This window comes from Brevibacillus sp. NPDC003359 (assembly GCF_042878995.1).
GTDB lineage: Bacteria > Bacillota > Bacilli > Brevibacillales > Brevibacillaceae > Brevibacillus.
This window is the reverse complement of record NZ_JBIAOR010000003.1, coordinates 1-19,295: the sequence shown is the minus strand read 5'-3', so window position 1 is coordinate 19,295 and position 19,295 is coordinate 1. Positions and strand designations below refer to the sequence as shown.

18 protein-coding genes, 1 rRNA gene and 1 pseudogene are annotated in these 19,295 nt (G+C 50.4%); 4 read left to right on the top strand and 16 right to left on the bottom strand.

Annotated elements, in window-relative coordinates; all coding sequences use genetic code 11:
• Nucleotides 1-91: 91 nt before the first annotated feature.
• From ACFYU8_RS11910 to ACFYU8_RS11885, 6 genes are all read right to left on the bottom strand, one after another.
• A complete protein-coding gene (locus tag ACFYU8_RS11910) occupies nucleotides 92-457 on the bottom strand; it encodes a YisL family protein (RefSeq protein ID WP_390298697.1) in 366 nt (121 codons plus the stop codon).
• Between the two features lie 153 nt (nucleotides 458-610).
• The gene (locus ACFYU8_RS11905; protein WP_390298694.1) at nucleotides 611-1,615 is read right to left on the bottom strand and encodes a proline racemase family protein; all 1,005 of its coding nucleotides are present in this window, start codon (nucleotides 1,613-1,615) and stop codon (nucleotides 611-613) included.
• Nucleotides 1,616-1,658: 43 nt separating this feature from the next.
• The gene (locus ACFYU8_RS11900) at nucleotides 1,659-3,098 is read right to left on the bottom strand and encodes an aldehyde dehydrogenase family protein (RefSeq protein ID WP_390298691.1); all 1,440 of its coding nucleotides are present in this window, start codon (nucleotides 3,096-3,098) and stop codon (nucleotides 1,659-1,661) included.
• A gap of 14 nt (nucleotides 3,099-3,112) precedes the next feature.
• Nucleotides 3,113-3,997: a dihydrodipicolinate synthase family protein gene (locus ACFYU8_RS11895; protein WP_390298689.1), complete on the bottom strand. Its 885-nt coding sequence runs from the start codon at nucleotides 3,995-3,997 to the stop codon at nucleotides 3,113-3,115.
• A 32-nt stretch (nucleotides 3,998-4,029) separates the two neighbouring features.
• Entirely contained in the window at nucleotides 4,030-5,055 is a 1,026-nt protein-coding gene (locus tag ACFYU8_RS11890) for a 4-hydroxyproline epimerase (protein ID WP_390298686.1), read from the bottom strand.
• A complete protein-coding gene (locus tag ACFYU8_RS11885; RefSeq protein ID WP_390298683.1) occupies nucleotides 5,052-6,245 on the bottom strand; it encodes an NAD(P)/FAD-dependent oxidoreductase in 1,194 nt (397 codons plus the stop codon). The genes ACFYU8_RS11890 and ACFYU8_RS11885 overlap by 4 nt, the downstream gene beginning before the upstream one ends.
• A 133-nt stretch (nucleotides 6,246-6,378) precedes the next feature.
• Here ACFYU8_RS11885 and ACFYU8_RS11880 point away from each other — a divergent pair, with 133 nt between their 5' ends.
• Complete coding sequence (locus ACFYU8_RS11880) at nucleotides 6,379-8,139, top strand: sigma-54 interaction domain-containing protein (RefSeq protein WP_390298680.1); 1,761 nt, start codon at nucleotides 6,379-6,381, stop codon at nucleotides 8,137-8,139.
• Nucleotides 8,140-8,764: 625 nt separating this feature from the next.
• On the opposite strand, the gene ACFYU8_RS11875 is transcribed toward ACFYU8_RS11880, so the two are convergent.
• The 8 genes and pseudogenes from ACFYU8_RS11875 to ACFYU8_RS11840 all read right to left on the bottom strand — a co-directional run bounded on the left by ACFYU8_RS11875 (nucleotide 8,765) and on the right by ACFYU8_RS11840 (nucleotide 16,288).
• Nucleotides 8,765-9,481, bottom strand: a complete 717-nt coding sequence (locus ACFYU8_RS11875) for an ABC transporter ATP-binding protein (RefSeq protein WP_390298677.1) — start codon at nucleotides 9,479-9,481, stop codon at nucleotides 8,765-8,767.
• Entirely contained in the window at nucleotides 9,478-10,254 is a 777-nt protein-coding gene (locus tag ACFYU8_RS11870; RefSeq protein WP_390298674.1) for an ABC transporter ATP-binding protein, read from the bottom strand. Before ACFYU8_RS11870 ends, ACFYU8_RS11875 begins: the two co-directional genes overlap by 4 nt.
• On the bottom strand, nucleotides 10,217-11,224 hold the full coding sequence (locus ACFYU8_RS11865; RefSeq protein WP_390298670.1) for a branched-chain amino acid ABC transporter permease: 1,008 nt from the start codon (nucleotides 11,222-11,224) through the stop codon (nucleotides 10,217-10,219). Before ACFYU8_RS11865 ends, ACFYU8_RS11870 begins: the two co-directional genes overlap by 38 nt.
• Nucleotides 11,225-11,227: 3 nt before the next feature.
• Nucleotides 11,228-12,130: a branched-chain amino acid ABC transporter permease gene (locus tag ACFYU8_RS11860; RefSeq protein WP_390298667.1), complete on the bottom strand. Its 903-nt coding sequence runs from the start codon at nucleotides 12,128-12,130 to the stop codon at nucleotides 11,228-11,230.
• 41 nt (nucleotides 12,131-12,171) lie between these two features.
• The gene (locus ACFYU8_RS11855; protein ID WP_390298664.1) at nucleotides 12,172-12,558 is read right to left on the bottom strand and encodes an ABC transporter substrate-binding protein; all 387 of its coding nucleotides are present in this window, start codon (nucleotides 12,556-12,558) and stop codon (nucleotides 12,172-12,174) included.
• Nucleotides 12,480-13,150 (bottom strand): annotated as a pseudogene (locus ACFYU8_RS11850) (branched-chain amino acid ABC transporter substrate-binding protein). The gene ACFYU8_RS11855 and the pseudogene ACFYU8_RS11850 overlap by 79 nt, the downstream one beginning before the upstream one ends.
• A 186-nt stretch (nucleotides 13,151-13,336) precedes the next feature.
• Nucleotides 13,337-15,001 carry a peptide ABC transporter substrate-binding protein gene (locus tag ACFYU8_RS11845; protein ID WP_390298661.1) on the bottom strand — a complete coding sequence of 555 codons (1,665 nt, stop codon included), beginning with the start codon at nucleotides 14,999-15,001 and terminating at the stop codon, nucleotides 13,337-13,339.
• Nucleotides 15,002-15,220: 219 nt separating this feature from the next.
• Complete coding sequence (locus ACFYU8_RS11840) at nucleotides 15,221-16,288, bottom strand: M24 family metallopeptidase (RefSeq protein WP_390299788.1); 1,068 nt, start codon at nucleotides 16,286-16,288, stop codon at nucleotides 15,221-15,223.
• A 148-nt stretch (nucleotides 16,289-16,436) separates the two neighbouring features.
• Here ACFYU8_RS11840 and ACFYU8_RS11835 point away from each other — a divergent pair, with 148 nt between their 5' ends.
• Genes ACFYU8_RS11835 through ACFYU8_RS11825 form a run of 3 tightly spaced genes read left to right on the top strand, consistent with a single transcriptional unit; the run spans nucleotide 16,437 to nucleotide 18,243 of the window.
• Nucleotides 16,437-16,709, top strand: coding sequence for a (2Fe-2S)-binding protein (locus tag ACFYU8_RS11835; protein WP_390298658.1), 273 nt, complete (start codon nucleotides 16,437-16,439; stop codon nucleotides 16,707-16,709).
• Nucleotides 16,706-17,041, top strand: a complete 336-nt coding sequence (locus tag ACFYU8_RS11830; RefSeq protein ID WP_390298654.1) for a (2Fe-2S)-binding protein — start codon at nucleotides 16,706-16,708, stop codon at nucleotides 17,039-17,041. Before ACFYU8_RS11835 ends, ACFYU8_RS11830 begins: the two co-directional genes overlap by 4 nt.
• The gene (locus ACFYU8_RS11825; RefSeq protein WP_390298651.1) at nucleotides 17,038-18,243 is read left to right on the top strand and encodes an NAD(P)/FAD-dependent oxidoreductase; all 1,206 of its coding nucleotides are present in this window, start codon (nucleotides 17,038-17,040) and stop codon (nucleotides 18,241-18,243) included. Before ACFYU8_RS11830 ends, ACFYU8_RS11825 begins: the two co-directional genes overlap by 4 nt.
• A 30-nt stretch (nucleotides 18,244-18,273) precedes the next feature.
• On the opposite strand, the gene ACFYU8_RS11820 is transcribed toward ACFYU8_RS11825, so the two are convergent.
• Both ACFYU8_RS11820 and ACFYU8_RS11815 read right to left on the bottom strand, forming a co-directional pair.
• On the bottom strand, nucleotides 18,274-19,101 hold the full coding sequence (locus ACFYU8_RS11820) for a DUF2161 domain-containing phosphodiesterase (protein ID WP_390298648.1): 828 nt from the start codon (nucleotides 19,099-19,101) through the stop codon (nucleotides 18,274-18,276).
• 99 nt (nucleotides 19,102-19,200) lie between these two features.
• Nucleotides 19,201-19,295: ribosomal RNA gene (locus ACFYU8_RS11815) — 23S ribosomal RNA — on the bottom strand; the annotation flags it as partial.

Here is a 19,295-nt window from a genome sequence, read left to right as displayed (position 1 = left end):
TGGCTTATCCGTGCCCGGCCAAACTAAAAAAGGGCTTTCGCCCGCAAATCTTTCTTGCGAGGAAACCCTTTTCCTTCCTGGATTGGCTATCTTACAAAAATACGCGATAGCCAAGCAGAATAACCAGCACCAATACGACAATACAGCCAATGAAGAAGCCGATGCTGCCTTCTTGTCTTTTTGCTTTGCCCAAGGACATTTCCATCAAACCAAAGGCGATAACCGCGATGATGCCCTTCATGTAGTAATAGAAATCTGATGCGTGACCCACGAAAAGCATCCAAGCTCCCGATACAAGAATGATGACCATCATGAGTCTGAGCAGCATATGTACGATCTTGCCTGCTTTTGCTTTGCCCACGCGATACAGGATGTAAGCAACGATCAAGAGCACGAATGCGACTTCCCAGCTACCCACATGCGCTTCCATTAACGCTTTATACGGCATAAAATTCAACTCCTTTACTCCTAAATTCAATCTTGTCCATTATACCAGAAGAAGGGGAAAAATGCTGATGTCCCAATGCGTGGCAGTATTGTGACTAGGCTTTTTCGGGGATGAAAAAGAGGCTGCCCGTGATCCGCAGCCTCCCTTTTCTAGCAAACGATCCTATCGCAGTAAAAATCCGTCTTTCAGCGGGTCCGTAGGGTCAACGACAAATTGATGCAGACCCGTGATAAATGCCTTTCCTTCTATACTCGGAATGACAGCCGGATAACTACCCACCTGCGCGGTTGCTACCACCTTGCCAATAAACTGGCTCCCGACAATTCCTTCATGGACAAACGATTCTCCAGCAGCCAGCTTGCCTCGCGCATGCAAGGTGGCTACACGAGCCGCAGTACCTGTACCGCATGGTGAGCGATCGATCTGCTTGTCGGCGAAAATCGTCACGTTGCGCAAGTCTGATCCTTCCACTCTCGGTTTATCCGAGATAATAACTCCATAAATGCCTTTGAGCTCAGGCTCCAACGGGTGTACGACTTCCATTTTCGCCTCGATTTGTTCCTTGATTCGCCTTCCCCACTCTTGCAGCTCGGCCAATTGCTCAATCTCTACCTGGACACCGATATCTTCCGCCTGTACAACTGCATAGAATGCTCCGCCAAAAGAAATGTCCACTGGAAAGATTCGTCCTCCCCACTCAATGGAAACGTCTTGTGCGAAAACAAAGGAGGGGACATTTTCAAACGAGACGGATTGGACCCGCGATTCTTCCATGTTGGCGTGTGCGATGATTCTTCCTGCTGGACTGTCAATCACAATACGCTCTGTTGGATCTTCCAGCCGAAGTATTCCCGTCTCAATGGCAGCCGTCACTACCGCAATGATTCCGTGCCCGCACATTGTACTGTAGCCCTCGTTATGCATGAACAGCACGCCAAATGCCGCATCTGGACTGACAGGCTCCGTCATGACACAACCGTACATGCCATGATGCCCACGCGGCTCATACATAAGCACCCGCCGAATATAGTCCAGCTCCTCCCGAAAGTAGTGCCGCTTCTCCAGTATCGTCTCGCCCGCGAGAGGTGGGATGCCACCTGTTATGATGCGCAGCGGCTCCCCTCCGGTATGGGCCTCGATCGTCGTAAACAACTGATTGATGTGCATGACATCCTCACCTTTTTATTCGATTGGCGAAAAGCTCGATGGATCACCACGCGTATTTGATCGCGCATGTTTTCGTCGTACTGTAGAAATCTAGCGCCGCCTGCCCCTGCTCCCGAGTATGTGAGCTGGACAACTTCATACCGCCAAATGGAGCCTGGTATTCCACACCTGCCGTCTCTTGATTGACCCGAACCATCCCCGCCTGCGCTACATCCAAGAAGCGATGGGCACTCGCCAAATCTCGGGTGAACAGCGAAGCGCTCAGTCCATATACAGACTGGTTGCACAGCTCCACCGCCTCGTCAAAACCGTCTGCTGTCAAAAGCACAGCCAATGGTCCAAACACTTCCTCCTGAACGAGGCGATGATTGGCAGCGACCCCCTCGACAATTTGGGGACGGATGTAATAGCCTTGCTCCTCTTTTGCATAAGCAGGGCTTTGCGCAATGACTGTTGCTTCATTGTTAGCCAATGCAATGAATTGCCCGACCGTCTCATACTGTGCAGCCGAGGCGACAGGACCCAAATACGCTTCCAGATCGCTGGCATCTCCTACTTGGCACGTCTCCACAGCCGATTGCAGTCGCTCGACCAGTGGCTGATAGATCGCTTTTTCTACAATGATCCTGCTGGTAGCCGTACATTTTTGACCAGCCGATCGAAACGCTCCGCTGAGCAAAATCGGAACCGCTTTATCCAGATCAGCATCAGCCAAAACGACTGCCGCATTTTTTCCGCCCATTTCGGTTTGATATTTGATATTGCGACCCGCGCACGCGATGGCAATCTGTCTGCCTGTTTCCGATGAGCCAGTAAAGCTAACCGCATCGACTTCAGCTTCATTCGTAAGTGTATTGCCAATCTCTCGGCCCTTGCCAATCACCAGATTCAGCACACCTGCTGGCAGTTTCGTTTCTGCGAATATTTCAGCCAGTCGTGTAGCTGTAAGTGAGCCGTTTTCCGCCGGCTTCCAAATGACTGTGTTCCCGCAAATAAGTGCAGGGGCGATCTTCCAGATGGGGATCGCAACGGGGAAGTTCCATGGTGTGATGACCGCCACGACCCCGAGCGGAACCCGACGGCTGTATTGCAGGACGTTCGTATCGGAAGAAGGAATCAGGTTGCCGTTGGAGCGCATCCCTTCTCCAGCATAATAGCGCAACAGACTGACCCCACGCGCCACTTCTCCGCGCATCTCACCAAGCTGCTTGCCCATTTCCCGGCTCGCCAGCTGTGCCAAACTGTCTGCATTTGCCTCTAATGCAGCAGCCATTTGAAAAAGGATTTCGCCTCGAGCTGCACCCGTTTGTTTTGCCCAGCCGATCTGGGCCATGCGAGCAGCCTGCTCCGCTGCCAAAACATGTGTCCGATCAGACAGATGCAGAACGCCTACTTCTTCTGTGATACGCGATGGGTTTTTGACCGTTAGTTCCTTCCCTGACGGCGTCATCCAGTCGCCGCCAATCCAGTTTTTGCTGTGCATCCTGGCCGTCCCCCTTATCGTCCACTTGCAGCGCCGACAGCGTAGTCAAACGCCTTTTTAATGCCCGCGTAGTATTCTTCAGACAGCGGCAGACGCGGTGGACGAGTCGGTCCTACTGGGAAGTTGGCCAGCTCCATCATGTATTTGATCGACTGTACCAATTGTGGACTCGCGTCGTAGTGGAACAGTGGCAACAAACGACGATAAAGCGCTTGTGCTTCACCCAGCTTGCCTGCCCGTGCCAGACGGAACAGCTCCACTCCTTCTTTTGGCAGCGCATTCGGCACACCCGAAATCCAACCTGTCGCCCCGATCAAGCCTCCCTCCATGACGAGATCGTCTACACCGACCATAACTTCCAAGTCCGTCTGGGCGAGAATGTCCTGCATGCGACGTACGTCACCGGAGAATTCTTTCACAGCGACGATATTTTCGAATGCAGCCAGTCTTGCCAAAATGTCCGGTGTCAGGTCGATTTTGTAGTCGTGAGGATTGTTATAGGCAATAATCGGCAGCCCGACTGTATTGAGTGCCTCGTAGTGGGCAAACACTTCATTTTCCAATGGTTTGTAGTTAATCGGAGGCAGGGCCATCACGCCTGCTGCTCCCGCATCCTTGGAAAATTGCACCCATTCCACTGCTTGACGGGTAGACGGAGCAGCAGAGCCTACGACCACCGGAACTCTCCCTTTTGCGGCAGCGATCACAGTATGTATGACTTTTGCCCGCTCTTCTCCTGTCATCGTCGCGTATTCTCCCAGCGAACCGGACGGAACCAATCCGTCTACGCCCTCCTGAATCAACCAGTCACACAATTCCGTCAGACGTTTGTAATCCACCTCATAATCATTTGTAAACGGTGTGACAATCGCCACGTATACTCCTTCAAATCGTGCCATTTTCATTTCTCCTCTTCTATTTGGGTTTTGTTTTAATGATCGGTTGCGGCTGGTATGAGCAAAAAACCATTCGCTAGCTCGTCTTCCGGATTGTAAAAAATCGTATGCTTGCCCATCAGCCAGGCCGAACCTGCAATTCGGGTAATGACAGCAGGCAGGCCCCCTTCGTCCGTCACCTGCAAAACTCTTCCTGTAAACATAGAACCGACGATGCTCTCGTGTACAAATGGTTCGTCTATGCCGATCTCCCCTTTGGCAAACAAGGTCGCCAGCTTGGCGGAAGTGCCCGTTCCACATGGCGATCGGTCTATTCCGCCCGGCGGTACGACTACGGTGTTTTTCACATCCGCTCCCGGATTGTCAGGGGTCGTATAGAACTCCACATGGGTCAGTCCGCGAATAAACGGCTTCTCTGGATGAACGATCTCCACAGCCTGATTGATTGCTTTACGAATGGCGACTGCTGTATCGACAATGGTGGATGCATTGGCTGGCGTCAGTTCGAGATGGAGCTGGCGTGCATCCGTGATCGCATAAAAGTTTCCACCGTACGCAATATCGCAGGTCACCGCTCCAATCCCTTCTACTTCTACAGTCACATCTTGCTGATAGAGGAAGGCTGGAATGTTCACAAACGATACTTCCTTGGCTTTTCCTCCCTCTACCTGTATGTCTACCTCGACCAGTCCTGCTGGCGTATCGAGCGTAAGCTTTGTCACCGGTTCAGTCACGGGGATCATGCCTGTCTCCACCAGTGCGGTACATAGACCGATCGTATCATGACCGCACATCGGCAAGTATCCGCCTGTCTCGATATAGATCACTCCCACATCCGCATCCGGATGGCATGGGTCAACGATCAAGGCACCTGACATCACATCATGCCCTCGTGGCTCATACATCAAAAACGTGCGAATCCAGTCGTACTCGGCCTTCATCTGGAGCATTTTTTCTCCCATCGTGGTACCGGACAGCTTTGGTAGACCACTGATTACCGTGCGGGTAGGGTTTCCCCCGGTATGCGTGTCAATGGTGGTAAACACCCTCGTTGCTTTCATGGATGCAACACTCCTTTTTTCGTAAACCGGTCCAAGCGCAGCGGCTCTGTCGGAATGATGGTGTCTGTCTGATCGACTAGCATCTCAGACACCAGCTTACCTGTGACGGCTGCCAGACTGATTCCATCCCCTTCATGACCAGCCGCGATGAAGTAACCGGGAACTTCTTCTACGCGAGAAATAATCGGCAAGTGATCCTCTGTCCACGGGCGCAAACCGCAATAGGTACGGATAATGGCGAAGTCGGCAATCTTTGGATAAAAGCGCAGTGCTCTTCTCGCCATGCACCTGACGACATTCAAATCCATTCGAGTATCGAAGCCTACAAACTGACGACTGGAGCCAATCAAGAAGTTCTGGCTCTCTGTCGGCTCAAATACGAGCGCGACTCCATACTTCTCTGTCTCCTCGTCTACTTGTCGCACGCCGCCAAACTTTGAGATGAGATAGCCGAATTCCATCACCTTTCGCACGCCGACAGGCATCTGCCGCGAAGCGACGATCAAATGCCCTTTGCGCGGAACAATCGGAATATCCACCCCGACCATTTTTCCAATGACTGGCGCCCACACCCCCGCGGCGTTGACGACCTGCTTGGCTGTCATACTGCCTGTACCAAGCCCGATGTGAAACGTTCCCGTCGCCTGATCACGTCGGAGCGACTTGACCTCTGTCCGGCGCATGATTCTTGCTCCATGCTTTTTCGCTCCTTCAAACAGGGCAAAGGTCAACATGTACGGATTGACGGTAGAATCGGTGGCGCACTCCAAGCCTCCCAGCAAGTCGTCGGCAAAGTAAGGCGACTCCTGCCGAATATCCGCTCGGTCCAGCATCCGAAACGGCAGTCCAACTTCCTTTTGCCGTCTCACCCATTCATGAGCCGCTTCCATCTCGGCCTCTGATTCGCAGACGAGAATGCTCCCTGGTGCCCGATATTCAAACGTATGGTCCAGCTCCCGGCTTAGCTGATCAACAAGCATCTGGCTTTTCAGAGACATTTGACTGTCAAAACCGGGGTCCTTGTCGATCGCCAAAATATTTCCGTCACAGCGCGAGGACGTTCCTGATGCCAGCTCACCTTTTTCCAGGACAACGACATCCAATCCCGCCTTGGCAGCGTAATACGCAATCGCTGCGCCGATGATGCCACCGCCGATTACCGCAATCTGCGCATGGTTTTGTACTGTCATGCTGATTCTCCTCAAATGCGTTTTCTACTACTCTCTTACTCTTTTTGCAAAAGCCATGCCAATTGTTCCAAGCGCGATTCGCAAAATATTTCGTCTAAATTCTTTGACAACAGAAAGAGCGAATGTATAATAAATGAGAAAATGTTCAAAATTTTATACACTTGAACTACCTCTTTTAAAAGGGATGATCGAGTTGAATCACAAACTTCCTGCCTTAACCGAGTTGATACAGACAAACATGCGGATTTTCAACGATCTAGAGCTTCTCCCTCCTCAGTTGGACGAAAACATTCCTGTATTTACCCAGCGTCAAACCAGCTGGCATGTCGCCGATTCTTCCCTTTTCACCGCCAACTTGACGATCGATTGCACACAAGCCCCTTGGGAACCAGCTGCTGTGATGCCATTGGATTCAACATTGGCCGACGCCATCCATCTGCTAGCTACTCACAACTATCTCCTGATCGAAAAACAGCCCGGAGTCCCTGTCGGCTACCTTCATCGAGGTGCAGTCATCCAAGCCATCTTTTCCTCGTATGAGATCTTGGAAGCGTATTTCGAGACGATGATCAAGACCATGGATGCTTCCATATCCGTCATCGACGAAAAAGCGCGTGTGATGGTTTGGACAGAAGGGGCCGAACGAATCTTTTCCTTGAAAGCAAAAGAAACGATGGGTCGCCCGATCACCGAATTTTTCCCGCTCGAAATGCTCGAAACACTCAAATCGCTCCAAAGCGGACAGTCTCTCTATCGTCATCAGCATCAGCCGCGGGAGGATCTCGTCGTGCTCATCAATACCAACCCGATCTATTTGCATGACAAAATCATCGGTGCGGTCGCGGCGGAAACCGATATCACGAGTCAGGTCCGACTGAACCAGGAGCTGTTGAACGCCAATAAAAAAGTGAATCACTTGCAGCAGGAAATGGCGAAGCTCAGTCCGACCCCTGATCCATTTGCACAGATCAAGGGAACGAGTCTCTCCATTCGCCATATCAAGTCCATGATCCAAAAACTCAGCGCTACACAAGCAACTGTCTTGATCACAGGGGAAAGTGGCGTCGGCAAAGAGTTATTCGCCAAAGCGGTGCACGATGTGCGGGAAGGCTCCAATGCGCCTTTTATTGCCATCAACTGCGGCGCGATTTCGCCTACTTTGTTTGAAAGCGAGCTGTTCGGGTACGAAAAAGGTGCCTTTTCTGGTGCGGATCAAAAAGGGAAAAAAGGAATGATTGAGCTGGCACGTGGAGGAACGCTGTTTCTCGACGAGGTGGGAGAAATGCCGCTCGATATGCAAGTGAAGCTGCTTCGCGTGCTTCAAGAGAAAAAGTATTATTCGGTCGGAGGGACAAAGCAGATTGAGGCAGACTTCCGTGTGGTTGCCGCTACGAATAAAAATTTGGAGGAGCTCGTGAAGGAAGGGAAGTTTCGTCAAGATCTGTTCTATCGGCTCAATGTCGTGACGCTGAAAATCCCTCCGCTTCGAGAACGCATTGAAGATACGATTGAACTCGCTCACTTTTTTCTCTATGAATTCTCTTTACGTTACAATCGTCCCATTCATGCCATCTCACAAAATGTGATGCAAAACCTGCTCCAATACGACTGGCCAGGCAACATTCGCGAGCTGCGAAATGCGATTGAGCGATTGGTGGTATTTGCGACAGACGGGGTGATCAAAGAAGAAGATTTGCCGTATTCCTTGCAAGGTCAGAGTAAGCAGGTACCGATTGAGCTCCCTCCCGATCTCTTTTCTCTGCAAGAAGAAATCGAAGCGCACGAGCGCCGTGTCATTTTGCGAGCCATCGAGCTGGAAAACGGCAACAAGCAAGCCGCTGCGAAAAGACTGGGTATTTCGCGGGCCACGCTGTATAACAAATTGGGTAAGTAAAAAATCGTTGTCTTTCAACGGTTGTGCACGGGGAAGCCCTGCCACATGTTTTCCAGTCGCCTTTTTCCTCTCTTCGTTCGGGCGGTCTCCTTTCAAACATGTGACAGGGCTTTCGAGCAGTTAGGTGTTCATCCTGCTTTTTAAAGCATTTTTGAGCCATGTCAAGGTAGACTCCTTATACTAGCTGATCATCTTGAGTTATCGAATTGCGATTGTGAAACATTGGTGGTTCTTTTTGAAGACTCAATGATCGTGAGTTGTTCAACTTCCTTCTTGGATCGACTTGCAATCATGTTTTACAAAAGCCGCGTAGGAATGAATGGCGGGGAATTTAAGCTTCACTTATGGAATACCTCTTCGAAACTTCTACGTTTGAAGCACTCCCGACATTCATTTCGGAGCGGACAGTCTAACCCCTTGTGGGGCGTAGGCCGAAGCGTAAACTGGAAATACGCTTCTTCCCCCCACTACAGCCTCTTTTTACAACAAAAAAACGCACGCCAACGCGAACAAAAATCTGGAAAACGTCGCCCTTCTTTGGGCGGCAACACCTCAGACAAAATTCGAATCAATTCCATCGTTGATTCCTCCTTTGTCATCGAGCAATTATCCTGTGCCACTCCGCCTATGCACCCAAATACGCCTTGACGATCGAATCGTCGGCCCTGAGCACGTCTGCTTTATTTTCCATAACGATGCGCCCTGTCTCCATTACATATCCCCGATGAGCAAGCTTCAACGCTGCCTTGGCATTTTGTTCGATCAAAAGGATCGTTGTGCCTTGCCTGTTTATTTCTCTAATGATATTCATGATCTCCTGCACAATAATCGGGGCGAGCCCCATTGACGGCTCATCTAGCATCAAGAGCTTTGGACGTGCCATGAGTCCGCGGCAGATTGCGAGCATTTGCTGCTCGCCTCCGCTCAATGTTCCTCCCATTTGTTCACTCCGCTCTTTCAATCTGGGGAAGAACGCAAAAGCCTGCTCAATCCCCTCTGCGATGGCCGCCTTCTCTTTCCTCTGTGTAAAACCGCCTAGCTCCAAATTTTCACGGACCGTCAAGCCAGCAAAGATCCGCCTGCCTTCCGGTACATGGATAATGCCTGCCTCGACAATTTGGTGAGGAGCCCAGCCTACGAGACTCTGTCCATGTAGCAAGATATCTCCACTGGTAGGTCGAACGATTCCAGAGATCGTTTTGAGTGTCGTGCTCTTACCTGCACCATTGCTGCCTAGCAGTGCGACAATCTCGCCTTCCTGCACGTGCAGGTCGATGCCTTTTAGCGCTTCAATTTTTCCATAACACGAACGCATGCCGCTGATTGTCAGAAGTGGTGTCATATCGCCTCCTCCTCCTTTCCCAGGTAGGCTTCTACAACACGCGGATTGCTGAGCACATCTTCGGGGGCTCCCTCTGCGATCTTCTGGCCGTAATCGAGGACGATTACTTTTTCCGATATTTTTTTGATCAAACCCATATCGTGCTCGATGATCAGCACTGTCAGCTCGTAATGGTTGCGGAGTCGCTTGATCAAAGCAATCAGGTCTTCCTTCTCCTCATAATTCAGCCCCGCAGCCGGCTCATCGAGGAGCAACACTCGCGGCTTGGTAGCTAAGGCCCGCGCGATTTCCAAATAACGCTGAGCTCCATACGGCAAGTTTTTGGCAATGCGGTCGCAACTGTCTTCCATCCCCACGAAGCGAAGGCAATCCCTTGCCGAATCCTCGATAAATGTTTCCTCTCGGCGCTGTGCGCGTGTCTGCCAGAGAGCTCCCCATATAGTCTGACTCGTGCGGCTGTGCATGCCTGATTTGACATTATCCAAGACGGTCAAATTCGGAAACAGCCGCAAGTTTTGAAACGTTCGCGCCATGCCAAGCCGTGTGATTTGGCTTGGCTTTTTTCCCACGAGCTGGTTGCCTGCAAGGATGATCTGTCCCGCAGTCGGTTGGTAAAATCCGGTGATCATGTTGAAGGCGGATGTTTTCCCCGCTCCATTTGGGCCAATGATACTGCTGATCGAGCCTGGGGTGATATCAAATGACAAATCGTTTACTGCAGTCAGACCGCCGAATTTAAGCGTTACATTTTTCACTGTCAAGCTTGACGTCATTACCACTGCCCCCTTCCGTAGCCTCCTCTGTATCGCCACGTTTCGTGCCTCGTTTCGTCTCATAGCGGGCAGGCCACAGTCCTTGGGGGCGAAACAGCATCATCGCGACCAGCGCGGCACCGAAGATCAAATACCGCCAATCTTCCACCGAGCGCAGCAGCTCCGGCAAGGCAATGACCAACACGGCGCCCAAGACGACGCCGGGAATGCTGCCCAAGCCCCCCAAGACCACTGCCAGAAGAATCATGATGGACTGGGTAAAGCTAAAGCTGAGCGGCGCAATCGCACTCATTTTGACAGCAAAAACAGAACCAGCCAGACTCCCGATGACAGCTCCAATCGAATACGCCAGCAGTTTCATATTGATCCGGTTAATGCCCATCGCCTCTGCGGCATCCTCGTCTTCACGGATATACATCCACGCCCTGCCAATGCGGGACGTGCCCAACCGTTTTACAGCTACCACCGCTAAAACAGCAATGATCAAGATCAAATAGTAAAAGTCGATCTGTCCGCCAAGAACATAGCCTCCAATAGATGGACGCGGGATTCCATAAATGCCAGATGCTGATCCGGTAATAGTGAGATTAATTGCTAAAATACGAATGATTTCCCCAAAGCCGAGGGTGACGATTGCCAAATAGTCACTGCGCAGCCGAAGTGTCGGCGCACCAATGATTACACCCACAATAGCCGCAAATACCATGGAAACCGGCAAGGTCAGCCAAAACGACCATTGATAGACCGTCATCAGAATGCCTGTCGTATAAGCGCCTACGGCAAAAAAGGCGGCGTAGCCCAAGTCGAGTAATCCGGCAAAGCCGACCACCACATTCAGCCCCTGGGCCAAGACAACGTAGAACAAGGCAAGTGTCGCAACATCTAGCCAGTAGTTATTAGACAGAAACGGCAGTACACACGCGACGGTGAGCAACAGGACAATAGCGATTTTTTTTCGAGATGGATTCATCCGCTACATCCTCTCTTTCACTTTTTCACCCATGATGCCCGTTGGCTTCAACACGAGAATCAAGATCAACAAGGAAAACGCCACGACGTCCTTCCATGAACCGCCGAAAATAAATGTTCCGGCTGTCTCCATCATCCCGAGCAACAGCCCACCCAGCATCGCGCCCTGAATGCTGCCAATCCCCCCCAAAACCGCCGCCGTAAACGCCTTGAGTCCAATGACAAAGCCCATCATAAAATTGACGGTTCCGTAATAAGCACCTGCCATCGTGCCTGCACCTGCTGCCAGCGAAGCACCAATGAAAAAGGTCAAGCCAATGACTTTATGCACATGGATGCCCATTAAATGACAAGCCGTCTGATCGAGCGCAATCGCCCGCATAGCCTTGCCGTACAGGGAACGATTGATGAAAAGATGCAAGCCCAGCATCAAAAGCGCCGAGATGAGGACAAGCCCGCTTTGGACATACGTGATTTTGGCCCCTAAGAGGCTAATGCCGTCGTGAGAAAGCTGCAAGGGATACACTTGATACTGCGCCCCCCAAACAATCATCGAGCCGTTTTCCAAAAAGAGAGAGACACCAATTACCGTAATTAAGATAGAGAGTCGTGGAGCCAACAGGAGCGGCCGATAAGCCACCCTCTCGATCCCCATCCCGATGACGCCGACAATCACCATCGTCAGCAATATGACAATCAATATTCCCATCAAGCCTGCTCCGGAAGAGTCTCCGCCGAGCACGCTGAGCAAGGTATAGCCTACAAATGCACCGAGCATGTACAAATCGCCATGCGCGAAGTTGAGTAGCTTGATAATGCCAAAAACCATCGTATAACCCAAAGCGATCAAACTGTAAAAAGCACCGATGACCAGTCCGTCCGCCAATGTTTGGACGAGAATATCCATTCCTCCACCATCCTTACTTGAGGCAATAATTGACGTATGCCCTACTTCGCTAACGTGAACTTGCCACCCATCACTTTCAAAACGGCGAAGTTGGAGGTATCCAGCGTATTTTGGGCGTTGAACGAGATTGTTTGACCAAGTGCCTTGAAATCTTTTGTTTCTTTGATCGCTTTTTTGATGGCGTCACGATCAGTCGAGTTCGCTCGCCCGATCGCATCTGCCAGCAGATTGACCGCATTGTAGCTCAACGCAGAGAAAGGACCCGGTGCCAAGTTGTTGTACGTCAGCTTGTACGTAGAGGTGAACGCTTCTGCTCCCTCGATGAATTCGGCTGTAGGAGTCGCGGTAATCAGCAGTCCTTCTGCGTTGTCTGCACCTGCAATCTTGATAACGTCCTCACTGAATGAGCCATCGCCAACGAGGAACAAGCCGGATACACCTTTTTGCTTGAATTGTTTGACCATGAGTCACCAGCCGCATAATAGCCCGTAAAATACGTGGCGTCCGGTTGGAGGCCTTTTACTTTGGTTACCAGTGCGCTGAAATCTTTTTCTTCGGGATTGATTGCTTCATACGCAATGACGGTGCCGCCTGATTTTTCAACGGACGCTTTGGCAAAATCGGCCAAGTCTTTGGCGTAGGCAGAATTATCATGAATGAGTACGACTTTTTTCGCCTGGTTCACTGCCATGTAATCTGCTGCGGTTTGTGCTTGATCTGGGGTTAGACCATTGATCAAAAATAGGGTGTCATAGCCTTGAGCTGGCAATTTGGCTGAGTTTGCTGCGGGAACGATCATAGGAATGTTGCATTTTTGAATACACCCGATGAGGGTAGTGTCGCTCCTGAGCAGTAGCCACCGACGACAGCGACTACGTTTTGGGAGACCAGCTTATTGGCTGCTGTCGTCGCCATTTGGGGATCACAGCCATCATCAGCTACTTCGATCTTCAATTTTTTTCCAATAACTCCACCACTGTCGTTAATTTTTTTGACAGCCATTTCGATGGCGTTTTGCATGTCTTTTCCATCCGTAGCGTTGTTACCAGTTACTGGAAGTATCACCCCGACGACTATCTCGCCAGCGGCTGTAACTCCAGTAGAAGATCCTTGATTGGCACATCCCGCTACAGCCAGCGATAGAGTCAACATCGCCGCGACTATCACGCTTCCCCATTTTTTCATAGTCCATCCCCCATTCGAATATTATTCGATTGATGCCCATTTCCAGTCGATTGCGCCTAGACCATCCTGGAAGATTCCTTTTACCTTGTCATTCTTCACCCATGTATGCGTATAGAAGTAAATCGGCATAATCGGCATTTCGTCCATCATGATTTGCTCGGCTTCACTCAGAATCGTCTTGCGCTTTTCTGGATCGCTCTCTGTCGCGGACTGATTCAGCAGCTCTTTGAATCTCGGATTCTCCCAGCGCGTATCGTTATTGCCCCCATCCTTCTCCTTAAACAGCTCGAGGAAGTTGATCGGATCGTTGAAATCACCCGACCAGCCGAGACGCCCCACCTGGTAGTTGCCCTCGTGCATGGTCTCGAGGTACACTTTCCATTCCTGATTTTCCAGCTTTATTTCTGCACCAAGGTTTTGGCGCCATTGGTCCTGAATCGCTTCTGCGATCTTTTTATGCCCTTCCGACGTGTTGTAGCTGAGCTTGATCGGCGGCAGTTTGGAGATGCCCAGCTCTTTCATTCCTTCTTCTAACAGCTTTTTAGCTGTTTCTTGATCATTGTCTTTGAAATAACCGCCCGTATTGAGTCCCATGGTCGGTGGAACTGCTGCCATCGCTGGCTGCTGATTCGCTTGGAGTACGTTGTCGATCAAGCTTTGACGGTTAATAGCGTAGGCAAAAGCTTTACGAATCTTCACGTTATTGAACGGAGGTTTCTCTGTATTGAACTTGTACCAGTAGGTAGCACCGACAGGCTTCACTTGCAGCTTTCCACTGTCTTTAAGCGCTGGCATCGCATCAGTTGGCAGCGAGCTTAACGGACTGCCTGCCCAGTCAATTTCGCCATTTTCAAACATGGACAGCTCTGTATTTTCATCCTCCACCACCGAGAACTCGATCTTGTCCAGCTTGACATTATCTTTGTCCCAGTAGTTGTCGTTCTTCACGAGTACCATTTTGCTTTTGTGTTCCCAAGACTCCATTTTGAATGGACCATTTCCTACGTGTGTTTTGGCCTCTCCAGCCCACTTTTCATCTGACTCAACTACCTTATTATTTACCGGGAAATAAGTTTGGAAGGCGGTTAGCTCCAGAAAAAACGGGGTTGGATTCGTCAACTCTACTTGGAGGGTCTTGTCATCCAATGCTTTTACACCGACATCATCCAAGCTGCCATTTCCTTTATTCGCTTTCTCCGCATTCTTGATGTAATAGAGCTGGTAGGCGTAATTAGACGCTGTCTTCGGATCGAGAGCTCGCTTCCATGCATATTCAAAGTCGTGCGCTGTTACCGGTTCTCCGTTGCTCCACTTGGAGTCTCTCAGCTTGAATGTGTAGGTTTTCATATCACTCGATACTTCAATCGTCTCGGCTACTGCTTCCTCGGGCTTGCCTGAAGGCCCGATGCGTGTCAGTCCGTCAAAAACTGCTTTGACGATGGCAGCAGAAGTCGTGTCTTCCGCAAGTCCAGGATCACCTGTAGGCGGTTCAGAGTGAAGATTCCAGCGTAGAGCTTGTGCTTTTGCTGGTTCTTTAGCCGTGGTGGCAGGTGCTTGCTGCGTGCTCGACTGTCCACTCTGTGTTGCTTGGTCGGCTGGCTTCGCCGCTGGCTGCCCTCCACATCCTGCTAACGCTAATCCCATAACTGCTAGGCTACTCATTACCGCGAACATACTTTTTTTCATTTGATCAACCCCCATTGTTAGTCGTTATGTGTTGGTTTTCAGAATTATCAGAATGCAAGAGGTGTGCCAAAAATGAAGACGGCAGTGTCTTCGTTCTAGCGTTGGTTGTTGTAAATTTTTTTGTACACTGTATATCTTCTTGTGTTTCAAATCTTAGACACCGCCTTTAGACAAAAAAGCCTCAGCCCATTTACTCGGCCAAGGCTTTTGTCTCTCGATTTACATAATGATCAATTCACGCGGTGAATGTGTCAGCACCTCATTGCCACTCTCGGTGACAACCAGATCGTCCTCGATACGGACCCCACCCAGCTCTGGGATATAAATCCCCGGCTCCACTGTCAAAATCATGCCTTCTTGGAGAACAGCCGAGCAACGTGTGGACATAAATGGCTCCTCATGAATATCCAGGCCCACTCCATGCCCCATCCCATGTCCAAATCGTTCGCCATAGGCTTGCTCCGTGATGTAGTCCCGTGCGAAGGCGTCTGCCTCTTTCCCGGTAATTCCAGGACGAATACCTGCAACAGCCCGATTGCGTGCTTCCAGAACGATCTCGTAGATAGCTTTGAGCTGTTCATCAGGAGTGCCAATAGCAACCGTACGGGTAATATCAGAGCGATAGCCTTGGTACAATGCGCCAAAGTCCATCGTGACCATATCTCCCGCTTCGATCAGTTTTTCACTTGCTACGCCATGAGGAAGTGCGGAACGATAGCCAGAAGCAATAATGATATCAAAAGCAGAGCCCGACGCCCCTTCTTTTCGCATGAACATTTCCAATTCGTTAGACACCGCAAGCTCTGTGATACCTGGACGCAGGAAGGAAGTAATGTGGGAGAATGCAGCATCGGCGATTTGCGCAGCCGTTCGGATGATTGCGAGTTCTTCCTTTGTCTTAATCATCCGCAATCCCTCCATGACACCTGACGTCGGAATGAATGCTGTTTGGACGGCCTCACTGTATTTGCGATGCAAAGCAAAAGTGACATTCTCCTCCTCAAAGCCGAGATGGTTGATCCCCATCACTTCCGCCTGGCGCGCTATTTCACTGTATACAGATTCCTTTGTCGGCAAATAAACGATCTCAAAGCCTGTTGCTTGTGCTTGTGCTTGCGCTGTGTAACGGAAATCTGTGAAGAGCTTGGCCTGATCCCGTGAGATGAGGACAACTCCGTACGTACCTGTAAAGTTCGTGAGGTATCGGCGATTTTGTCCATTCGTGATCAACAGCCCGTCAATTCCAAGTGAATCGAATTGTTCTCGCAGTCTTTTTACTTTTTCCATCTCTGTCATCCCTCTTTTGTTTCTCATGATTTGGCTCGTTCTTTAGGAATATTCAGCAAGTATTATGCCAGTCAGGACGATCTCACTCGCTTCCTCATGGCACGACACTTGCATTTTCTATCAAACAAGAATGAAAGGAGGCTTCATCATGGAATCGCATCCATTGATTATCTGCCGTTGTGAAGAAGTCACTCTCGCTGAATTGGTAGAGACCGCCCAAACCTATCAATGTACCGCACGCGAGTTGAAACTACGAACCAGAGCCGGCATGGGCTGCTGCGGTGGGAGAACCTGCCGTACATTGATCGATCAGGTCATTCAGCAAGTAACTGGCCAAGCGCCTTCTCATACTGTACCTCTTGGATACCAACCGCCTATCCGACCTGTCTCATTTCATACGCTTGGAGGGCAAAGGGCATGAGTCAACGCATTGATCACCATCCGGTCCTCGGTTCACTCGGTGATAGAAAGCAGCTTTCTTTTTATTATAACGGCTCGATCTATATGGCTTACGAAGGCGATACGATTGCGGGAGCTCTATTGGCCGCAGGGATCCGCACGCTCCGGGTGCATGAGGAAAAAGGAACGCCGCGAGGAATTTACTGCAATATCGGTCACTGCTATGAATGTCGCGTGCATGTAGACGGTGTTCCTACCGTGCGTGCTTGTATGACGCTTGTCCAGGAAGGCATGCAGGTAAATGCAGGTTCACTCCTTCCTACGCCTTTGAAAACAGGAGGACATCGTGCATGATCGACCTTCTCATTATCGGGGCTGGACCTGCAGGCTTATCCGCAGCAATTGCAAGTGCTAGAGAGGGATTGGCTGTTCGTGTAGTCGATGAGTTTTATCGCCCTGGGGGCCGCTTGCTCGGACAGCTTCACGAAGAACCAGACGGCGTGTGGTGGAATGGACTGGATGAGGCAGCCCGGCTCACGGAGGAAGCGAAAAGTCTCCGTGTAGAAATCTGTTGCGGCGTCTCCGTCTTCCATTTGTCGCAATCCCAGAATGGCTGGGTCGTCTCTACAACACAGGGGGAAATGACAGTCCCCTTGCTCCTGATCGCAACTGGGGCTTCAGAAGCAGCTGTGCCCGTGCCAGGGTGGACGTTACCCGGCGTGATGTCCATCGGAGCTGCTCAAGTCATGACGAATGTGCAGCGCGTGCGAGTGGGACAACGCGGAGTAGTCATTGGAGTCAATATCTTATCGGTGGCGATATCACGGGAATTGCAATTGGCTGGAGTTACGGTGGATCGAATGATTCTCCCACCTCGTACAACTGTTAGCGGCACCGCGGGGCAACCTCAAGCAGTGATGCAATCCTTATTGCGCGTCGCCCATCTTGCCCCTTCCCTGATGATTCGGCTGGGGAGCAAGCTGATGGGGAGTCCATGGATGCAAAAGCTGGCAATGGCCCTCTACCCCTCGAAAGGTTTTTCCATGTGGGATATCCCGATTCAGCTGCGAACAGCAGCGCTGGAGATCGTCGGAACTTCTCAAGTCGAGGGTGTCCGTATCGCCAGGGTCGCAGCCGATGGTTCACCTATAGCTGGAACCGAACAAGTCATTGCAGCTGATTTCGTCTGTATCGCAGGGGGATTAAGTCCACTCGCTGAACTGGCAGCGATTGCCGGGTGTCCTTTTGCCTATGTTCCATCCTTAGGCGGGCATGTCCCCTTACACAATGAAAGCATGCGAACACCAGTCCCTGGACTCTATGTTGCCGGCAATATCACAGGAATTGAAAGTGCCAAAGTGGCAATGGCTCAAGGCACGGTCGCGGGACTTTCTATCGCAAAAGCTCGGGGGAAGCTGACGAATGAACAGCCATTATCGGATGCCATTCAACAGGTGAAAATCGTCCGCCAAAATGCAACGATCCAGTTCCATCCAGACATTGTGGCTGGGCGTGCACTGGTGGGGCAAATGACAACAGAATGGATCGCGAACTAATTCTTTCCTTCAATAGTAAAAGGCAGCCTGTCATTCTATCACGGCAGGCTGCCTTTGTTTTTTCTTTCTGGTTTGTGCTTTGGTAGTTGATGAGGATGGCAACTCTGCGTCTAAAGTAAGCGGACGGTGTATTTCCTTTGCTTGTTCTCGATAGTGAGCAATGAGCTCAGGGTATTCCGCGATTTCTCTCTCTCCTGTCGGCGTGATCGCATACAGACCTCGTTGCACACGTTTAAACCACCCGTAATGATTTTGGATAAGAATCGACGAGGCTTTCTCCCCGGCCCCTTTACTCTTGAGTAATTTGGGCGATAACGGCCCATGCTGCTGGAGCAATGTCGCGATTTGAATGCAGCTCTGCTTGTAGGCTGTCATGAGCTTGGTTTGATAGCTCCCGCCCACATTGTAATCGCCATATCTTCCTCGCATCTCTTCAATGATGCGGTTTCGCTTTTTTTGATTGAATTGCTTGCTTTTTACCCGATCAAACGGTCCCGGTGATATATTCACTTCCATGACTGCTGCCCCTCTTTTTGGAAAGGACACGAGAATGAGACCTAGCTCGAGACGTCTAGCCAAGTAGCATATATCTTGCCATTTTTTCGAAAACAATTTGTATTTAGGCTTCGGGATTGCCATATAAACAAAATCAGTATAGCGTTGTCGCTTGGTTGCCTGTATGAGCAATTCCACACTTAGGTTGCGTTTAAACTCAACAATGATCAGTTCATCGCCTTTGATGGCCGTCAAATCGCAATGCTTGACCTCGCCAAAAACGTCATATCCTTGTGCGACAAAATAATTTCGAATCGGTTCGTACATGTCAGCTTCATATTTTTTCTCTGCTTTTGGTTCCATGTGTTCCCCTTCTCTTATAGGAAAAAGAGCCAATCCAATGGATTGACTCCTCTCTTCGTTATTCCTTCAAAACTGAATACGCATGATTGCTAAGAATTTGTGGATAAGTCCTCGACCGATTAGTATTCGTCAGCTCCACGCGTTACCGCGCTTCCACACCGAACCTATCAACCTCATCGTCTATGAGGGGTCTT